This window comes from Plantibacter sp. 2H11-2, from assembly GCF_050031945.1.
GTDB lineage: Bacteria > Actinomycetota > Actinomycetes > Actinomycetales > Microbacteriaceae > Plantibacter > Plantibacter auratus.
This window is the reverse complement of sequence record NZ_JBNBBL010000015.1, coordinates 15,429-32,791: the sequence shown is the minus strand read 5'-3', so window position 1 is coordinate 32,791 and position 17,363 is coordinate 15,429. Positions and strand designations below refer to the sequence as shown.

Annotated in this window: 17 protein-coding genes; 11 read left to right on the top strand and 6 right to left on the bottom strand. The window is 70.8% G+C overall.

Going from position 1 to position 17,363, the window contains the following annotated elements:
* Positions 1-2 precede the first annotated feature (2 nt).
* Genes ACQG07_RS18975 through ACQG07_RS18965 form a run of 3 tightly spaced genes read left to right on the top strand, consistent with a single transcriptional unit; the run spans position 3 to position 4,068 of the window.
* Positions 3-2,255, top strand: a complete 2,253-nt coding sequence (locus ACQG07_RS18975; RefSeq protein WP_426739126.1) for a beta-L-arabinofuranosidase domain-containing protein — start codon at positions 3-5, stop codon at positions 2,253-2,255.
* A 49-nt stretch (positions 2,256-2,304) separates the two neighbouring features.
* Positions 2,305-3,315, top strand: a complete 1,011-nt coding sequence (locus tag ACQG07_RS18970; protein ID WP_192017997.1) for a LacI family DNA-binding transcriptional regulator — start codon at positions 2,305-2,307, stop codon at positions 3,313-3,315.
* 36 nt (positions 3,316-3,351) lie between these two features.
* Positions 3,352-4,068, top strand: a complete 717-nt coding sequence (locus tag ACQG07_RS18965) for a cyclodeaminase/cyclohydrolase family protein (protein WP_426739125.1) — start codon at positions 3,352-3,354, stop codon at positions 4,066-4,068.
* Positions 4,069-4,075: 7 nt separating this feature from the next.
* Here ACQG07_RS18965 and ACQG07_RS18960 read toward each other — a convergent pair whose 3' ends face one another.
* Positions 4,076-5,083: a diacylglycerol/lipid kinase family protein gene (locus ACQG07_RS18960; RefSeq protein WP_426739124.1), complete on the bottom strand. Its 1,008-nt coding sequence runs from the start codon at positions 5,081-5,083 to the stop codon at positions 4,076-4,078.
* 79 nt (positions 5,084-5,162) lie between these two features.
* Here ACQG07_RS18960 and arfB point away from each other — a divergent pair, with 79 nt between their 5' ends.
* The gene (gene arfB / locus ACQG07_RS18955; protein WP_124769279.1) at positions 5,163-5,585 is read left to right on the top strand and encodes an alternative ribosome rescue aminoacyl-tRNA hydrolase ArfB; all 423 of its coding nucleotides are present in this window, start codon (positions 5,163-5,165) and stop codon (positions 5,583-5,585) included.
* 111 nt (positions 5,586-5,696) lie between these two features.
* Complete coding sequence (locus ACQG07_RS18950) at positions 5,697-6,683, top strand: NAD-dependent epimerase/dehydratase family protein (RefSeq protein ID WP_426739123.1); 987 nt, start codon at positions 5,697-5,699, stop codon at positions 6,681-6,683.
* 12 nt (positions 6,684-6,695) lie between these two features.
* On the opposite strand, the gene ACQG07_RS18945 is transcribed toward ACQG07_RS18950, so the two are convergent.
* Entirely contained in the window at positions 6,696-8,027 is a 1,332-nt protein-coding gene (locus ACQG07_RS18945) for an LLM class flavin-dependent oxidoreductase (RefSeq protein WP_124769281.1), read from the bottom strand.
* A complete protein-coding gene (locus ACQG07_RS18940; protein ID WP_426739122.1) occupies positions 8,024-9,379 on the bottom strand; it encodes an O-acetylhomoserine aminocarboxypropyltransferase/cysteine synthase family protein in 1,356 nt (451 codons plus the stop codon). Before ACQG07_RS18940 ends, ACQG07_RS18945 begins: the two co-directional genes overlap by 4 nt.
* A gap of 212 nt (positions 9,380-9,591) precedes the next feature.
* Between ACQG07_RS18940 and ACQG07_RS18935 the strand changes: the two genes are divergently transcribed.
* From ACQG07_RS18935 to ACQG07_RS18920, 4 genes are all read left to right on the top strand, one after another.
* The gene (locus tag ACQG07_RS18935; protein ID WP_426739121.1) at positions 9,592-10,251 is read left to right on the top strand and encodes a ThuA domain-containing protein; all 660 of its coding nucleotides are present in this window, start codon (positions 9,592-9,594) and stop codon (positions 10,249-10,251) included.
* Positions 10,252-10,428: 177 nt separating this feature from the next.
* Positions 10,429-10,779 (top strand): hypothetical protein, encoded by a 351-nt coding sequence (locus ACQG07_RS18930; protein ID WP_064293749.1) that lies wholly within the window; start codon positions 10,429-10,431, stop codon positions 10,777-10,779.
* 69 nt (positions 10,780-10,848) lie between these two features.
* On the top strand, positions 10,849-11,892 hold the full coding sequence (locus ACQG07_RS18925) for an LLM class flavin-dependent oxidoreductase (protein ID WP_426739120.1): 1,044 nt from the start codon (positions 10,849-10,851) through the stop codon (positions 11,890-11,892).
* Positions 11,893-11,937: 45 nt separating this feature from the next.
* On the top strand, positions 11,938-12,714 hold the full coding sequence (locus ACQG07_RS18920; RefSeq protein WP_426739119.1) for an SGNH/GDSL hydrolase family protein: 777 nt from the start codon (positions 11,938-11,940) through the stop codon (positions 12,712-12,714).
* Positions 12,715-12,739: 25 nt separating this feature from the next.
* On the opposite strand, the gene ACQG07_RS18915 is transcribed toward ACQG07_RS18920, so the two are convergent.
* The 3 genes from ACQG07_RS18915 to ACQG07_RS18905 all read right to left on the bottom strand — a co-directional run bounded on the left by ACQG07_RS18915 (position 12,740) and on the right by ACQG07_RS18905 (position 15,045).
* On the bottom strand, positions 12,740-14,311 hold the full coding sequence (locus ACQG07_RS18915; protein WP_426739118.1) for a molybdopterin-dependent oxidoreductase: 1,572 nt from the start codon (positions 14,309-14,311) through the stop codon (positions 12,740-12,742).
* A gap of 90 nt (positions 14,312-14,401) precedes the next feature.
* On the bottom strand, positions 14,402-14,551 hold the full coding sequence (locus tag ACQG07_RS18910) for a hypothetical protein (RefSeq protein ID WP_426739116.1): 150 nt from the start codon (positions 14,549-14,551) through the stop codon (positions 14,402-14,404).
* Complete coding sequence (locus ACQG07_RS18905; protein WP_426739115.1) at positions 14,521-15,045, bottom strand: FMN-dependent NADH-azoreductase; 525 nt, start codon at positions 15,043-15,045, stop codon at positions 14,521-14,523. Before ACQG07_RS18905 ends, ACQG07_RS18910 begins: the two co-directional genes overlap by 31 nt.
* Positions 15,046-15,116: 71 nt before the next feature.
* Here ACQG07_RS18905 and ACQG07_RS18900 point away from each other — a divergent pair, with 71 nt between their 5' ends.
* Together ACQG07_RS18900 and ACQG07_RS18895 are read left to right on the top strand one after the other, a co-directional pair.
* Positions 15,117-16,415 carry a kynureninase gene (locus tag ACQG07_RS18900; RefSeq protein WP_124769286.1) on the top strand — a complete coding sequence of 433 codons (1,299 nt, stop codon included), beginning with the start codon at positions 15,117-15,119 and terminating at the stop codon, positions 16,413-16,415.
* Positions 16,416-16,425: 10 nt separating this feature from the next.
* Positions 16,426-17,352 carry an aldose 1-epimerase family protein gene (locus ACQG07_RS18895; RefSeq protein ID WP_124769287.1) on the top strand — a complete coding sequence of 309 codons (927 nt, stop codon included), beginning with the start codon at positions 16,426-16,428 and terminating at the stop codon, positions 17,350-17,352.
* The last annotated feature ends 11 nt before the right edge of the window (positions 17,353-17,363 follow it).

The window sequence follows — 17,363 nt, the reverse complement described above, 5'->3', positions numbered from 1 at the left end:
CCATGCCGTTCGTCCCGATCTCCCAGGTCACCCTCACGGGTGGGCCCCTGTTCCAGGCGCAGGAGGCCGACCGCGCCTACCTGCGAGCCCTCGAGCCCGATCGTCTGCTCGCCCCGTTCCTCCGTGAGGCGGGCCTGGAGCCCCGGGCGGCGTCCTACGACGACTGGGAGGTGCGCGGACTCGACGGCCACACCGCCGGGCACTACCTCTCGGCCTGCTCCCTGATGGTCGCCTCCACGGGAGACGACGTCCTGCGCTCTCGACTGGAGTACACGGTCGCCGAACTGGCCCGAGCACAGGATCATCTGGGGACCGGATACGTCGGTGGTGTCCCTCGGAGTGCCGAACTCTGGGCCGAGGTCGCAGCGGGGATCACCGAGTCGACCTTCCGCGCCGGCCGCTGGGTGCCCTGGTACAACCTGCACAAGCTGTACGCCGGTCTCATCGATGCTGCCCGCCTGACCGGGAGTCAGGTGGCGCGCGATGTCGTCCTGCGCCTCGCCACGTGGTGGGAGGAGCTCGCCGCAGGGATCGACGACGAGCACTTCCAGCTCATGCTCGAGACCGAGATCGGCGGAATGAACGAGGCGTACGTCGACCTCTTCGACCTCACGGGCGACCCCCGCCATCTCGCGATGGCCGCCCGCTTCACGTCGACCGCCCTCAGCGAACCGCTGTCGCGCCGGTCCGATGAACTGACCGGCCTGCACGCCAACACCCGCATCCCGCAGTTCGTCGGCTTCGCCGCGCTCGCCGCGCGGAATGGTGATGCAGCCCTCTCCGGTGCGGCGCGGTTCGCCTGGGAGACGATCCTGACGCGGCGCACGGTCGCGATCGGCGGCAACAGTGTCCGGGAGCACTTCCACGCCGTCGACGACTTCACCCCGATGACCGAGGACCGCGAGGGCCCGGAGACCTGCAACAGCTACAACCTGATCAAGCTGGGCCGACGGCTCAGTGCCGACGAGTCCCACCCGGCGATCACCGACGCGCTCGAACGGATCCTCTTCAACCACCTCCTGTCATCGCAGCACCCCGAGCACGGCGGGCTCGTCTACTTCACCTCGATGCGACCCGACCACTACCGCGTCTACTCCTCGCCGGAGCACAGTTTCTGGTGCTGCGTCGGGACCGGCCTGGAGAGCCACGCGAAACACGGTGAGTCGCTGTACCGGTTCGACGACGACACGCTGTCGGTCGAGCTCTTCGCGCCCTCCGTCGTGCGGATCCCGGAACTCGGTCTCGAGCTGGAGCAACGCACGGCCTTCCCCTCCGACGGCGTGGTCGGACTCACCCTCGGGCTCACCGGTCCGCGGCGGTTCCGGCTCCGCGTCCGAGTCCCCGGGTGGAGTGTTCCGACACCCGAGGTGTTCGTCAACCGCGCTCCGGTGACCGCCGGACTCGAACGCGGCCACTTCGTCGTGGATCGTGAGTGGAGCGACGGCGACACCGTGTCGTTCGAGCTCCGCATGAGCGGTCGTGCGGAACCGTACCCGGACGGCTCGGACTGGACGTCGCTCCTCTGGGGTCCGTCCGTCCTGGCCGCCCGTGGCGAGTCGCTGCCGACCGACGTGGTGCTGGCCGGCCGCGCCCACGCCCCGCACACCGCCGTCGGCCCGCTCACCCCGCTCGCCTCGGCACCGATCGTCCCGCGGTCGGCTGTGCCCTACCGGGACGCCGGCGGGCGACTCCGGATCGACTCCGACCGAGGACCGATCCCGTTGGAACCGTTCGCAGGCCTGCACGACGCGCGGTACACCGTCACGTTCCCCGTGGCGTCGACGGCGGACGAGGACGCCGTCGCTCGGCGCCGCACCGCCTTGGTCGAACGGGACCGACGCGCCGCGAGCATCGACGGACGGACGGTCGACCGGGTCGCGCTGGGCGAGCAGCAGCCGGAGGCGGATCACGCGTTCGAGGGGGTGGCCAGCGCCAGCGGCGCGGTGGGTGGTGTCCGCTGGCGGAGCACGGCCAAGCGTCTGTCCGTGACGCTCGTCGACCCGCATCTCCTCGGCCGGGTCGTCAGAGTGACCTGGCTGCACGACCCGGCGGGCCACGGTCTCACCCTGGAGATCGACGGCACGCCGGTCGCTCCGCAGGAGGGCGGGCGAGACGACGACCTGGAGTGGGCGGAGTACCCGCTGACGCCCACCAGCGCCGGGTGGGGTGTCCGGCGGTTCGCGCTCGTCGCGCAGCCGGATCGCGAGACCCCGCGGTGCACCGAGCTCCGCGTGCTGACCGCCGAGGGAGTCTGACCACCGGGGTGGGCACGCGCAGCACCCCGGGATGCGGGACCATGGAGCCATGACGACGACGCCGGAGCAGGACGACCTCAGCGTGACGCTCGCGGACGTAGCCGCGAGGTCCGGGTGCTCGGTGTCGCTCGTCTCCCGGGTGCTCGCCGGGAAGCGCCATGCATCCCCGGACACCCGTGACCGCATCCTCGCTGCAGCGCACGACCTCGGCTACGACCGCGCAGCACAACGTCGCGGCCGACCTCGCTCGGTCCCGCGCCTGCTCGACCTGGCGATGAGTCAGTGGGACGACCCCTGGGCGAACACGGTCGTGACGAGTGTGCGGCGGGCGGCCGCTGCGGCGAACTACGACCTGGTGCTCACGCCCGAGAGCGAGTCGATGGTCGACGACTGGCCCAGTCGGGCACGTGCGCGGGGATCTGCCGGTGTCGTCGTGTGCCTCATCCGTCCCAACGTCTCCCAGCTCGACATCCTCGCCTCGGCCAACATCCCCGTCGCGCTCCTCGATCCGCGTGCGGAGCCGGCGCGGAGTCTGCCGAGCGTCGGGTCCACCGACTGGCAGGGCGGCTTCGACGCGGGTCGGCATCTCGCCCGGCGGGGGACACGTCGGTTCCTCATCATCACCGGCCGGCCGAAGTACCGGTTCGGCCGTGCGAGGGAGGCCGGTTTCCGAGCGGCGGTCGAACGGCACGCCGACGGGGCGACGGTCGAGGAGATCTCGTCGCCCTGGTCCTCGGAGAGTGCGTTCGTCTCCGTGCGCAAGCTGCTCAGGCAGGGCGGGCTCCCGATCGGCGTCTTCAGCTGCAACGACGAGATGGCCTACGGCGTCTACCGCGCCGCTGAAGAGCTACAGCTCCGCATCCCCGACGACATCCGGGTCGTCGGCTTCGACGATCTCCCGCAGTCCAGGTTGATGCCGCCGCCGATGACGACCGTGCGACAGCCGATGCGCGCGATGGCCGCGCGTGCGGTCCAGCTCGTCCTCGAGGCGGAGCCCGGGACGGACCCGGGGGACCGCGCGGAGTTCCCGACCGAACTCATCGTCCGCGCCTCGAGCTGACGCGGACGCGGACGCGGACGCGGGAGAATGGTCGCCATGACGGGATCATCGGACACCGACGAGGTGTCGACGGAGCACTCGAGCGTGTCGACGTGGATGCAGGCGCTCGGCACGGCGACCGGGAACCCCGGCGGCGGGGCCGCATCCGGACTCATGCTGGCGATCGCCGCCGGCCTCACCGCGATGGTCGCCGGCTACACCCGAGCCACGCACGCCCCCGAGGTCGCGAACGGGCAGGACGAGAACGGGTCCGAGGCCGAGGCCGAAGCGACGATCGCCGCACTCCGCACGCGCGCCGAGGCGCGCTCCGAGCTGGCACTGCGTCTGGCCGACGAGGACGCCCACGCCTCGCGAGCGTTCGGCAGTGCCTTCCGTCTGCCGGCCGGCGTCGAACGCGACGAGGCGATCCGTGGTGCGTCCATCGAGGCGGCCGCGGCCTCGGCACGCCTGGGCGAGCATGCCGTCGACGCGATCGACGATCTCGCCTGGCTCACCGAGCACGGCAACCCGGCGCTGATCGCCGACGTGGCGGTGGCGATCGGTGCACTCCGCGCCGCGATCACGGGAGCGCGGACCAACGTCAGCTTCGATCTCGGCTCGGTCCGAAGCGCACACGGCTCACTCGAGGAGGTCCGCGCCGATGAGCCGCGCCTGTGGGAACTGGTCCCCGTGTTCGACCGAGCCCTCGAGCGGATCGACCGGCTCGCGGCGTCGATCGACTCCGAGGCCGCTCCCACCGACGCGGCGTCGTAGCCGGTGGTCAGCGCCCGCCGGGGCGCGCAGCCGGGCCGCTCGGAACCCGGACGCTCAGGGCGTGGTGCAGGTTCCTCAGCGAGACCGAGATCACCGAACCGTGCGAGTCGCCGTCCAGTTGGATCTCCTGCGGCTCCTCGAGTCGGAGGTGCATCGTCCGCGCCTGTGCGTAGCTGATCGCGCGTGCCTTCGGCGAGAGTCGACCGACCAGCCGACCGAACCGCGTGCGGTGCAGCATCCGGTTGAACGTCAGGCGGTAGCCGATGTTCCCCCAACCCGGGCCCTTGCCAGGGCGCAGCATGACGGCATCGAGCAGGCCGTCGTCCACGACCGCCTCGGGGAGCAGCAGGACACCACCGGTGAGCGTGCCGGAGTTGCCGACGATGATCGTGTGCGCTCGGGCGGCCGCCTCCGGGCGGTCGTCGAGTCGATAGTGCAGGTCGAACTGCCGGTTCCCGATGATGCTCCGCGCGATCGGATCGGAGTAGGCGAGCCAGCCGATCCGTCGCTTCAGCCGCTCATTGGTGTGGCCTGCCATGTGCGCGTCGAGGCCGATGCCGGCCATGACGAGGAAGACCTCGTCCCGGTTCGTGCCGTCGCTGCGCCCGAGACTGACCTGGCCGACGTCGACCACCTGGTCACGCCCTGAACAGGCGATGTCGACCGACCGCTTGAGGTCGCCCAACGGCAGGCCGAGCGCTCGGGCGAAGAGGTTCCCCGTTCCGGCCGGGACCAGCCCGAGGGGGATGCCGGTCGACGCGATGGCCTCGGCGGCGACCCGCAGTGTCCCATCGCCTCCCGCGACCAGGATGACCGAGGGTGCCGAGGCGATCGCGGACGCGGACGCTCCCCGGCCGTCGTCGTCGGCGCTCGTCTCATGCCAGGTGGAGGGTGCCAGTCCGTGCGTCGACTCCGCGGCTGCGACCACCGAGCGGAGGACCGTGATGTCGACCTTGGAGGGATTGACGATGACGGCTGCGCGTCGACGTCCGCGTTCGGCTGGTGCATCGTTCACAGCGTCAAGGATAGGAGGCACCGGCTCGGAACCAGCGGTGGACGCGAGCTGTGCCGCGGGTTCGTGAGACGCTTGCCCCATGGACCTCGAGGTGTCGCCCGGACTGATGATCCCGGCAGCCGAACTGCAGTGGCGTTTCTCCCGGTCGTCCGGCCCGGGCGGACAGCACGTCAACACCTCCGACAGCCGTGTCCAATTGACGTGGAGTGTGGGCGAGTCGGCCGTCCTCACCGATGAGCAGCGCGACCGACTGCTCGAGCGGCTCGGCGCCCGGCTGGTCGGCGGAGCCATCACCGTGACCGTCTCCCGCGAGCGATCGCAGCTCCGGAACCGCGAACTCGCACTCGAAGCGCTGGCGACACGCATCAGGTCGGCTCTCGCGCCGCCGGCGCCGACGCGCCGGCCCACGCGTCCGACCCGCGGATCGGCGCGACGCCACCTCGCCGCGAAACAGCAGCGGAGCGCCACCAAGCAGCAACGGCGACGTCCCTCCGACGACTAGCGGGTCACACCGTCGCCTCCCGCAAGGGCGTGCGTCGGACGGTCCGGTCCATTAGCGTTCCCGGAGAGCGCACCCGTCGAAGCCGTCGTCGTGCGCGAACGGAGGAACACCATGCGCATCGTCGTCATCGGCGGGACCGGCCACATCGGCACCTTCCTCGTCCCGCGACTCGTCCGGGCCGGCCACGAGGTCGTGAGCGTGAGCCGCGGCGATCGTTCGCCGTACACGGACGCGCCCGAGTGGGACCAGGTCGAGCGGATCCGGGCCGATCGGGAGGCTGAGGACCGGGACGGTGTCTTCGCGCGACGCATCGCGGACCTCGGCCCGGACGTCGTCATCGATCTGGTCTGCTTCACGGTCGCCTCGGCGACGGCGCTCGTCGAGGGACTGCGCGGCAACACGGGTCAGCTGCTCCACTGCGGATCGATCTGGCGCTACGGTCCCAGCGCGTCCGTCCCCATCGTCGAGGGCTCCGGGACGGCGCCGTTCGGCGACTACGGCGTCCAGAAGGACCAGATCGCCCGGCTGCTGCAGCAGGAGACCGCCGACGGAGGACTGGTGACGACCTCCCTGCATCCCGGGCACATCGTCGGACCCGGGTGGGCGCCCATCAACCCGTTGGGCAACCTCGACCCCGGGGTCTGGCGGACCCTCGCACTCGGTTCACCGCTGCGCATCCCCGGACTCGGTGCCGAGCTGCTGCACCACGTGCACGCCGACGACGTCGCGCAGGCGTTCGAGCTCGCCGTCGCGAACCGAGACCGTGTCGCCGGCGAGGACCTCAACGTGACCTCGGCCGCCGCGGTGACCGTCCGCGGCTACGCCGACGTCGTCGCCGGCTGGTTCGGACGCTCGGCCGAGCTCGAGTCGGTGACTTGGGAGCACTTCCGAGCCGAGACACCGACGGAGCACGCCGACACCACCTGGGAGCACCTGGTACGGAGCCACTGCGCGTCGATCGACAAGGCACGGTCGCTGCTCGGATACGAGCCCGCCTACACCTCGACGGAGGCGGTCCTCGAGTCCGTCCGTTCGCTCGTCGCCCGCGGGGAGTTGGACCTGCCAGAACCACGAGCAGCCCTGAACACGAGCCGCTGACGACGCGATCCTTCAGGGGGCCTGCAACGAGCTCCGGAGTCCGTGCGGTGCGTCGACCTTCGGACGCTGAAGGATCCCGCGGCGTCGGAGGATCGGCACGAGTTCGTCGAGCATGCGGTGCACCGTCACCGGATGGAGGTCGCCCGAGAAGATGAACCCGTCGTTGTCCGCCTCACTCCCGGCGCGTTCGATGTGGTCGGCCACCTCAGCCGCCGTGCCGACGACACCACTGCCGTCGGTGATCCGCCCGAGGCGTGCCTTGGGCACGAGCAGCTCCCGGAGCGTCGCCGCTGCGAAGGACTCGTACGGTCCGCGCAACGCGTCGAGACTGCCGCGCGACACGTGGTCGCCGAAGACGGCCGGGTCCACCGGTCGGTCGAGGTCGAGCGCCGTGAGGTCCGTCTCGAGGTCGCTCGACCACGCGAGTGCGACGGAGCGCAGCGTCTCATCGTCCGGCTGTTCCGAGGCGGCGACGAGACGGTCGGCCTCGGCACTGCTCGACACGATGACGGGCTTGAACACGAACAGGATCGCGGGAGGGGTGTCCCGACCGACGGCAGCCGACGCGTCGAGGACCCGTCTCCGGTACGCACGGAGGCTCGCGATGTCGAGCGGTGCGAGGGCGAGCTGGACGTCCGACTGTCGCCCGGTGAAGGCGAGCCCTCGCGGCGAGGAGCCCGGCGACACGATGACGGGCTCGCCACCGGAGTCATCGTCGAAGGGGAGGGCGTTGAGCGGCCCGTCGAAGTCGTAGTGTGCGCCGCGATGCTCGACGCGGTCGAGGTGGCGGCCGTCGGCGAAGCGTCCGGAGGCGGTGTCGCCCACGTACGCGCCGGGTCGCCAGCTCCGCCAGAGCGCGCGCACGCCGTCGAGCCACTCCTCCGCCCGCTCGTAGGCGACGTCGTGCGGCACGACCGGCTCACCGAAGTGACGGCTGCTGCCGACGTCGGTGACCACGTTCACCCCGAACCGTCCGCGACTGAGGTGCTGCAGGGTCGCGAACTGCCGTGCCGCCTGGTACGGCGGCAGTTGCAACGGGTTCACCGTCGGGATGATGCCGATGCGCTCCGTCACTGCGAAGAGGAACGGGGCGAGGCTCAGCGGGTCGTGCTTCGGCCCGCCGTAGGCGCCGCGGATGCGGAGGTCGAGCGTCTCGGGGTTCCCCAGCGAGAGGGCGTCCTCGATGATCAGGAGGTCCAGGCCCGCCTGCTCGAGCTCGCGCGCGGCCTGCTGGTAGAGGGCGGGTTCCTGCCAGCGGTAGTCCCAGTCGAGGTACGGATGCCCCCAACCATGCGGACCGAACCCACGTGACAGGAACCAGCCGAAGCGTTGCCGGGCGCTCATGCGGCGACCGCCACATCCGCCGTGACGCTGGCGCCGGTGCTCGTCGACGGTTCCCGGACGGGGAGCGCGTCGAACGCCGAGGCGAGGTCAGCGATGAGGTCGGCGACGTCTTCGATGCCGACGGAGATCCGCACGAGTCCTTGGCCGATGCCGCTCGCCGCGAGCTGCTCGGCCGAACGCTGGGCGTGCGTGGTCGAGGCCGGGTGGAGGATCAGTGACCGGACGTCGCCGAGGTTCGTCATCCGCGTGAACAGGCCGACGTGGTCGATGACCGTCCGCGCTGCGTCCCGTCCGCCGTGCAGGGTGAACGAGAACACCGATCCCTGTCCATGCGGCAGGTACCGGTCCGCCAGGCCTCGGAACGGACTGTCACTGAGTCCCGAGTAGTCGACCGAGGCCACTTCCGTCCGTCCTGTCAGCCACGTCGCGAGGGCGAGGGCGTTCTCGCTCTGCCGTTGGACGCGGAGTGACAGCGTCTCGATGCCTTGTGCGATGAGGAACGCGTTGAACGGCGACGGCGTCGGGCCGAGACGCAGCGCGACCGATGCCCGTGCGTAGGCGGCGAGAGCGGCACGCCCGTCCGCCTCGACGTGGCTGAGCCCGCCGAGCGCGGCGAGCGGCGAGGTGAGGTGTCGGTAGCGGTCTGCGCGAGCGGTCCAGTCGAACGTGCCGCCGTCGACGACGACCCCGCCCAGCACGGTGCCGTGGCCCGCCAGGAACTTGCTGGCCGAGTGGACGACGATGTCGGCGCCGTGCTCGATGGGACGCAGGAGGTAGGGCGTGGCGAAGGTGTTGTCGACGACGAGCGGGACCCCGTGCGCATGGGCCAGGTCGGCGACGAGACGGAGGTCCGTGAGGTCGTTGCGGGGGTTCGGAATGGACTCGACGAAGATCGCGCGTGTCTCCGGTCGGATGGCACGTGCCCAGGCGTCGGCGTCGAGCGGATCGGCGACCTCGCTCGTGGTGATCCCCAACCGGCCGAAGTTCTCCGTGAAGAGGCTGCGCGAGCCCTCGTACAGACTCGGCGCGGTGAGCAGATGGTCGCCGGCCTCGAGCAGGGAGAGCAGGGCGACGCCGACGGCCGCCTGTCCGGAGCCGAGGAGCAGCGCGTCCACACCACCCTCCAACGCGGCGAGACGGCGCTCGACGGCGTCGATCGTCGGATTGCCGACCCGGCTGTAACTGTATCCACCAGGGTCCGGTCCGAACCGCCGCTCCGCCTCGTCGAAGTCCGTGAACACGAACCCGGCACTCGCGTAGATCGGCAGAGCCCGTGGCTGGAGCGGCGCATCGGGTGCACCACCGGCGTGCAGCTGTCGGGTGCTGAAGCCCCCTCGGTCCCGCTCGTGCATCGCCTCGTCCTCTCCGTCAGCTCGGCCGTCGTCGACGCCCCGGCGTCGGTGACAGGCACTCTACGGTCGGCACCGGGGCGGGCGCAGGTGACGACGACATGCGCGGACACAATCGACCGGCGACCCCGCCGTCGGGGGAGGCCCCGTACCCTGGAGAGGCGTCGGCCGCGGACACAATCGACCGGCGCCGACGGATCGGACGAGGGGGAACCGTGAAAGCACTCATCGCATCGGGGAGCGGTCGGTACGCGGATCCGTGGCACCCGTACGCGCAGACGAGCCCGCTCATCGCGGAGGTCCTGGAGACGGCCGGCTTCGCGGTCGAGATCGACGAGGACGTCGACCGTGCGATGACGCGACTCGAGGGCGCGGAGCTCGTGGTGGTCAACGCCGGCGACCCGTGGCGGTCCGAGGACCAGGGCCGAGCGCCCGCGGCCGCGATCGACGGCTTCGCGGAGGCACTCGGTCGGGGGATCGGTGTCCTCGCGATGCATGCGGCGCTCGCCTCACTCCGCGACTACCCGGACTGGGCGCCGACGATCGGAGCGCTGTGGCTGCCCGGCGTGTCCTGGCATCCGCCGATGGGCCCGACCGTCGTCCGCGGCCTGGCATCGCCCGACGGCGGAGCGCTCGGCGACATCCCGGTGGACGACGAACAGTACCTGCGGCTGCAACCCGTCGGTCGGAGCACCACCGTCGCCGAGCACGACGTCGACGGCGAGCGGTTCCCTGCGGTGTGGGTCCGCGAGGTGGGGCCCTCGCGCGTCGCCGTCGACGCACTCGGACACGACGAGCGGTCCTACGCCTCGGCGGAGCACCGTGCGCTGCTCGCGACGCTGGCACGGTGGGTGGCCCGGGCGCCGTCTGCGTGATCCGTCACGGATCCTCGATCGGCTTCGTCTGTGTCGCGACCCTCGTCGGCGCAAGCCCCCGTCGAACGGGAGTCGCGCCTCGCGACCGGGTCTATGCTCCTGTTCGGGGCTGCGAGCGACCATGACGGCCGGCCGCGGCCCGCGTCAGGAATCGGAACCTCGAGAAAGCCGCACCACGTGTCACAGGACCTCATGTCACCCGAGAACAACGTCCAGCGCATCATGCGCACCGGAACCGTCTGGTTCGGCGTCGCGGTCGGGAGCACCGCGATCGTCCTCGGGCTCCTCCTCAGCTCAGGTTGGCGACCGGCGGTCCTCGCCGAGGGACTCCGCGTGGTCTGGTGGTGCTGCTCGGTCATCGTGGGTTTGAGCATCGGTCTGCTGGGTTGGTCCGGCTGTCCGATCCTGGAGGTGGACGTCCCGACGGCGTCCCGGAACAAGTCGCTGACCATGCAGCTCGGAACGATGCTCTTCATCCTCGGAAGCATCGGCGCCATGTTCACCGTGCTGGCCGGCTCGCCGAGCTGACACCCGCGGCGCGGGCACGTCCAGCTCCTGCGGCGTCGTCGCGTCGGAACGGCGTCGTAGAGTCGATGCATGGCCAGATCCTCAGCACCGCTCCGCAGACTCGGGTTCCTCACGATGGGCCTGTTCGACCCCGAGGAGCCGGCGGCCGGGCACGAGGCGACCTTGCAGCTCATCGAGCTCGGTGAACGCCTGGGGTTCGACAGCGCCTGGCTGCGGCACCGGCACCTGCAGTTCGGCATCTCCTCGCCGGTCGCCGTCCTCGCGGCGGCGACGCAGCGCACGAAGCGCATCGCGCTCGGTACCGCGGTCACACCGCTCGGCGCGGAGAACCCCTTCCGGCTCGCGGAGGACCTGGGCACGGTCGACGTCCTCTCGGGCGGCAGGCTGCTTCCCGGCTTCAGCACCGGGGAGCCGATGCGCTTCGACGCGTTCAAGCACGCGATCTATCCGTCGACGCTCGACCAGGAGGACCTCGGCTACGACCGCGTCCTGCGCCTCCGCTCCTTCATCCGCGGTGACGTCGTCAGCGACACCGCCGGTCGTGAGGGCCAGGAGGACTACTCCTCACGGGTCGAGCCGCATGCCGACGGTCTGGCAGAGCGGCTCTGGTACGGAGCCGGCAGCCTGCGGTCGGCCGGTTGGGCCGGTGAACAGTTCTTCAACCTGCTCACGAGCAGCGTCATCGCCGCCGAGGACGGCACGACGGACTTCGCCGCGAACCAGGCCGCCCAGGTGCGTCGGTTCCGAGAACTCCACCCGGCGGGTGAGCGGGCCCGCGTGTCGCAGGGGCTCGTGGTCATCCCGACGGACTCCGCGACGGCGTCCCAGCGAGCACGGTACCACGAGTACGTCGACTCGAGACGGCACCGCGTCGGCGTCGCCCATGGGCCGCGGCGGATGCTCTTCGCGGAGGACCTCGTCGGCAGCAGTGCGGAGATCGCGGAGCGGCTGCACGAGCACGCGGGATTCCAGGAGGTCGACGAGGTCGCCTTCGCGCTCCCGTTCACGCTCGAACCGGACGACTACACGCAGCTGCTCACCGACATCGCCGGCGCGCTCGGGCCCGCCCTCGGTTGGCGACCGGCCGCGGACGGGGAGTCCCGTCCGGCCTGAGCGGACCGGTCGGAGACGGCTTCCGGTCGCGCGTACAGTGCAGGTATGACGCAGCACGGGTTCAGACGGTACGTGGCCATCGGCGACAGCTTCAGTGAGGGCTACGGGGATCTCCGGGAGGACGGCACCCTTCGCGGGTGGGCCGACTTCGTGGCCCTCGGCCTCGCCCGGGCGTCCACGGAGACCGTCAGCTACGCGAACCTCGCCATCCGCGGGCGGAAGCTCCTGCCGATCCTCGACGAACAACTCGACCGAGCGATCGCGATGGGTCCGGACCTCGTCAGCTTCAACGGCGGCGGCAACGACATCATGCGCCCGCGGGTGTCGATCGACGGCGTCGCCGACCGCTTGGACGGTGCGGTCGATCGTCTACGTGCCGGGGGAGCCCACGTGCTGCTGTTGAGCGGGGCGAACCCTTCCGCTCACATCCCGATGGGATCGCTCCTCGCCCGCCGCGGCGAGCAGCTGGCCCAGGCCGTGCGGGTACGGTATCCGCGTGACGGGGTGACCTTCGTCGACAACTGGGCCGATCGGACGCTCGCCGACCTCCGGTACTGGTCGGTGGACCGCCTGCACCTCAACGCCCTCGGCCATGCCCGGGTGGCGAGCAACGTGCTGACGGCGCTCGACGTGCCGGTCCCGGAGGAGTGGGGGATCGACGACGTCGCTGCGGCGCCGCCCGGTCCGCGTCAACGTCGCACCGCGGCCTACTACCGCGAGCACGTGCTGCCCTGGATCGGGCGCCGCCTGACCGGACGCTCCTCCGGTGACGGCCGCGAACCGAAGATCGCCCAGCTGCAGCCGGTCGACACCCAGGGCTGACCGGCACCGGTCAGCCGCGGGTCGGTCAGCCGACGCGGACGAGCGTCCGCTGCCAGCCGGAGGATCCGTTGGGAGCGATCGGCGCCTGCTCCTCGATCTGGAGGTTCCCGGCCTTGTCGGTCGCGCGGACGGCGACGTAGTGCGTGCCGGCGGTCGCCTCCCAGTCCATCCACCACTGCACCCAGGTGTCGTCGTTGATGGCGGTCGTGAGGTTGACGCTCTGCCAGTCGCCGTTGTCGATGCTGACCTCGACCTTGGCGATTCCGACGGTCTGCGCCCAGGCGACGCCCGCGATCTTGGCAGGACCCGCCGGCACCTGCTTGTCGATCCGGGGCGTGTCGATCCGCGAGGAGAGTTTGATGGGCGCCTTCGCGTCGTAGCCGCGCGGGGTCCAGTAGGCCTCGTCCTTCTCGAAGGTCGTGACCGTCAGCTTCGTCAGCCACTTCGTCGCCGACACGTAGCCGTAGAGGCCAGGGACGACCATGCGAACGGGGAAACCGTGCTCGAGCGGCAGCGGCTCGCCGTTCATCGCCACGGCGAGGATCGCGTCCAGGTTCGGGTCGGTGAGCGACTCGATCGGCGTGCTCGCCGTGAAGCCGTCGACGCTCGTAGACAGGACCATGTCGGCCTTCGAGTCGGGCATCGCCCGCTTGAGGACGTCACGCACGGGGATACCGAGCCACTTTGCGTTGCCCAGGAGGTTGCCGCCCACCTCGTTCGAGACGCAGGTCATCGTGATGACGTATTCGTCGAGACCCATGGCGAGGAGCTCCTCGAAGGTGATCTGCACCTGCTCGCCGACCATGCCGTCGATCGTGAGCGTCCAGGTGGCCGGGTCGACCGTCGGCACGGTCAGCGCGGTGTCGACGCGGTAGAACTTGTCGTTCGGCGTGAAGAGCGGGCTGAGGCCGTCGACGTCCGCCTCGGCTCCGTCGGGGATCGTGACGGTCGACTTCGGCGCCGGGAGCTTGAGGGCGTCGCGGACGGCCGTGATCGACGAGGTGGTGACGTTCACGAGGCGTGCGCCCACGCCGACGACGACGGCACCGGCCGCCGCGATGCCGGCCACGCGGAAGAAGCCTCGGCGGTCGAACGCCGCGCGCTCGTCGTCCGAGCCGTTCGTGGCCCGCTTCGGCAGGCGACGACTCAGGAGGACGAGGATCACGACACCGGCCGCCAGACCGAGGATCACGGGGACGACGGCGAGCGGGGTGGCACCGGCACGGGTGACGGTCGTCGCACCGGCGAAGACGCCGGCCGCGATGAGGACCACGACACCGAGCGGTGGACGGATCTGCTGCAGGACCCCGGCGATCGCCGCGGCGATCACGACGGCGACCCCGAGGCTCACGAGGAGGAAGATCTTGTCGTTGCCACCGAAGGTCTCGATCGCGAACTCCTTCGCCCACCGCGGGACGATGTCGATGACGAACGATCCGACGGTGAGGAGAGGACTGCTGCCTCGGGCGAACAACAGCGCCGCCAGCTCGGCGATCGCGAGGAACACCGCTGCTGCGACGATTCCGGACAGTGCTGCCGCGAACCAGACGAGACGTCGTCCGCTCCGCGTGGTGCCGGTCTGATGCTTCGATGGCATGTGCTTCTCCCTGATCGTGGCTCGACAGGAGTTCGGAGCACTGCCCGGATCAGACGGGTCGGATCCGTCGTCCGCCCGTCGTCTCGGCGTTCAGGCCGTCGAGACGGCCAGCCGCAGTCCCGTCTCGGACGCCAGCCGGAGGGCCTCGGCGAACTCCTGCTCGCTCCGTTCGAGCTGCGCTGCGAGCGCCGGATCACGGTCGGCGAGGGTCAGACTCGTCGTGATGACGTGGACGTCCATGCCGGCGCTCCGCCGAACAACGTCCGCAGCGCCGGCACCTCGTGATCCCAACCCTCGGTCGGGCTGCCCGCGTCGTAGGCGATCCCACGGCTGGTGGCGATGACGACCGGCCGGCCGGTGAGCGCTCCCGTGTCCGCGGAGGTGACACCAGGCACGTGGATGTGGTCGATCCACGCCTTGAGCGACGATGGGATCGAGAAGTTGTAGAGCGGCGCGCCGATCACGACGATGTCGGCGCCGAGCAGCTCGTCGAGCAGGACGCGCTGGAGCGTCTCGGCCTCGGCGGGCGGGTTCGTACCGGGGCGGCGGTCGGCCGGCGCCCAGTGGAGACTCGCGTCGGCGAGGTGGGGGAGCGGATCCAGGTGCAGGTCGCGACGGACGACGACGCCGGTGGGGTCGGAGGTCGACCAGGCGTCCACGACGGCCTGCGAGAGCCGGCGGGACCGGGAGGTGTCGAGATCGGCGGAGGAGTCGAGGTGCAGGAGGGTTGGCATGCGGCAACGCTAGCAAGCCGGGTCCCGTCCGCTTCCTTGCGGCGCGCACCGGTGGCGGTTACCGTCGCAGGATGGTCGACGCCCCAGCCCCCACCACGTCCGCCCGCCAGGACGCACGCGTCCTCGACGTGGCCGACCCGCTCGCGGAACACCGCGCGGCGTTCGTCCCGGCCGAGGGCGTCATCGCCTACCTCGACGGGAACTCACTGGGGCGGCCGTTGCGGGCCACGGCGGAGCGGCTGCAGTCGTTCATCGCGGAGGAATGGGGGACGAGGCTCATCCGCTCGTGGGACGACCGCTGGTTCGAGCTGCCGCTGACGCTCGGCGACCGCCTGGGATCGGTCGTGCTCGGTGCCGCACCCGGCCAGACGGTCGTCGCCGATTCGACGACCGTGCTGCTGTACAAGCTGATCCGCGCGGCGGTCGACGCGATGTCCTCCGCCGGAGGGGCCGCTGGGCGCGACGAGCTCGTGATCGATGCGGGGAACTTCCCGACCGACCGCTTCGTGATCGAGGGGATCGCCGCTGAACGCGGTCTGCGCGTCCGTTGGATCGACGCCGACCCGGTCCACGGTGTCGCCGCGCACCAGCTGCGCGAGGTGGTCCACGAGCAGACCGCACTCGTCGTGCTCAGCCAGGTCGACTACCGGTCCGGAGCCCTGCTCGACGTCGAGGAGCTGACCGCGATCGCCCATCAGGCGGGAGCACTCGTCCTCTGGGACCTGTGCCACTCCGCCGGTGCGGTCCCGATCGAGCTCGACGAGTGGGGCGTGGACCTCGCGGTGGGCTGCTCCTACAAGTACCTCGGCGGCGGGCCCGGTGCCCCTGCGTTCGCCTACGTCGCGGCGCGCCATCAGGACCGGCTCCTCCAGCCCATCCAGGGGTGGATGGGCGCCGCCGACGTCTTCGCCATGGCCGACGCCTATCAGCCGGCCGTCGGGATGCGCCGGTTCCTCAGCGGGACACCACCGATCGTCGGCATGCTGCCGCTCGAGGACTCGCTGACGCTCATCGAGTCCGCCGGTGTCGCCGCCATCCGGGCGAAGTCCGTGGCGCTCACCGCGTTCGCGATCTCCTGGGCCGATGAGCACCTCGCGGGCTCCGGTGTCAGGGTGATGACCCCTCGTGACGCGGCGCGTCGCGGTGGCCATGTGACGCTCGGTCACCCGTCGTTCCGCGAGATCACCCCGCTGCTCTGGAATGCGGGCGTGATCCCCGACTTCCGGCACCCGGACGGTCTCCGCATCGGGGTCGCACCCTTGAGCTCCGGCTTCGCCGAGCTCGAACTCGGGCTGATCCGGATCGCCGACGCCGTCCACCGGTGGACGGCCTCACGCGGCTCCACCCCGCCTGGCGGACGTCCGTCGTAGGCTTGGCGGCATGCCCGCTGCCTCTGGAACCCAGTACCGTCTTCACCGCACCGGTCCGCAGGGCGAGGTCCGAGCGACGGTCACCGAACTCGCCGCCGGACTGCGCGAACTGACGGTCGGCGGACGCACCCTCGTGCAGTCCTTCGGTGAGGACGTCGTCGCCCCGATGGGGTGCGGGATGGTGCTCGTGCCGTGGCCCAACCGCGTCCGGGATGCCCGGTGGACGCTCGACGGTGAACCGCAGCAGCTCGACGTCACCGAGGCAGCGACCGGGAACGCCTCCCATGGTCTCCTGCGCAACACGGGATACCGGGCGGGGGATCACACCGATCACGCGGTGACCCTGCTCGCCTCGGTGTTCCCGCAGCACGGCTACCCGTTCCGCCTGGACACCTCGGTCGCCTACACGGTGGACGATGACGGCCTGCGGGTGACCCACACCATCGTGAACCGGTCGAGTCGCCCCGCGCCGGTCGCCGTCGGCGCTCACCCCTACCTGGCGCTCGGCGACGTGCCGACCGCCGACCTCACCGTGACGGTGGCCGCCGACACCTGGTTCGAGACGGACGAGCAGCGCATCCCGGTCGTCTCCCGTCCCGTCGACGGGACCCCGTACGACCTGCGCTCGGGTGCTCGCGTGGGCGACCTCTCGATCGACGTCGGCCTGGGTTCGGTCCAGCAGGTCGACGGTGCCGTCCGACACCGAATCACCGCACCGGACGGCGACACCGTCGAGCTCTGGGCGGACGACGACTTCCGATTCGTCCAGGTCTACACGCCGAAGAACTTCCCAGCGGCAGACGGACCGACGCAGGCCATCGCCATCGAGCCCATGACGGCCCCCGCCGATGCACTGAACAGCGGGACCGGACTCCGGTGGTTGGAGCCCGACGAGCGGTGGTCGCTGTCCTGGGGGATCCGACTCACGCAGGTGTGACCGGCACGCCG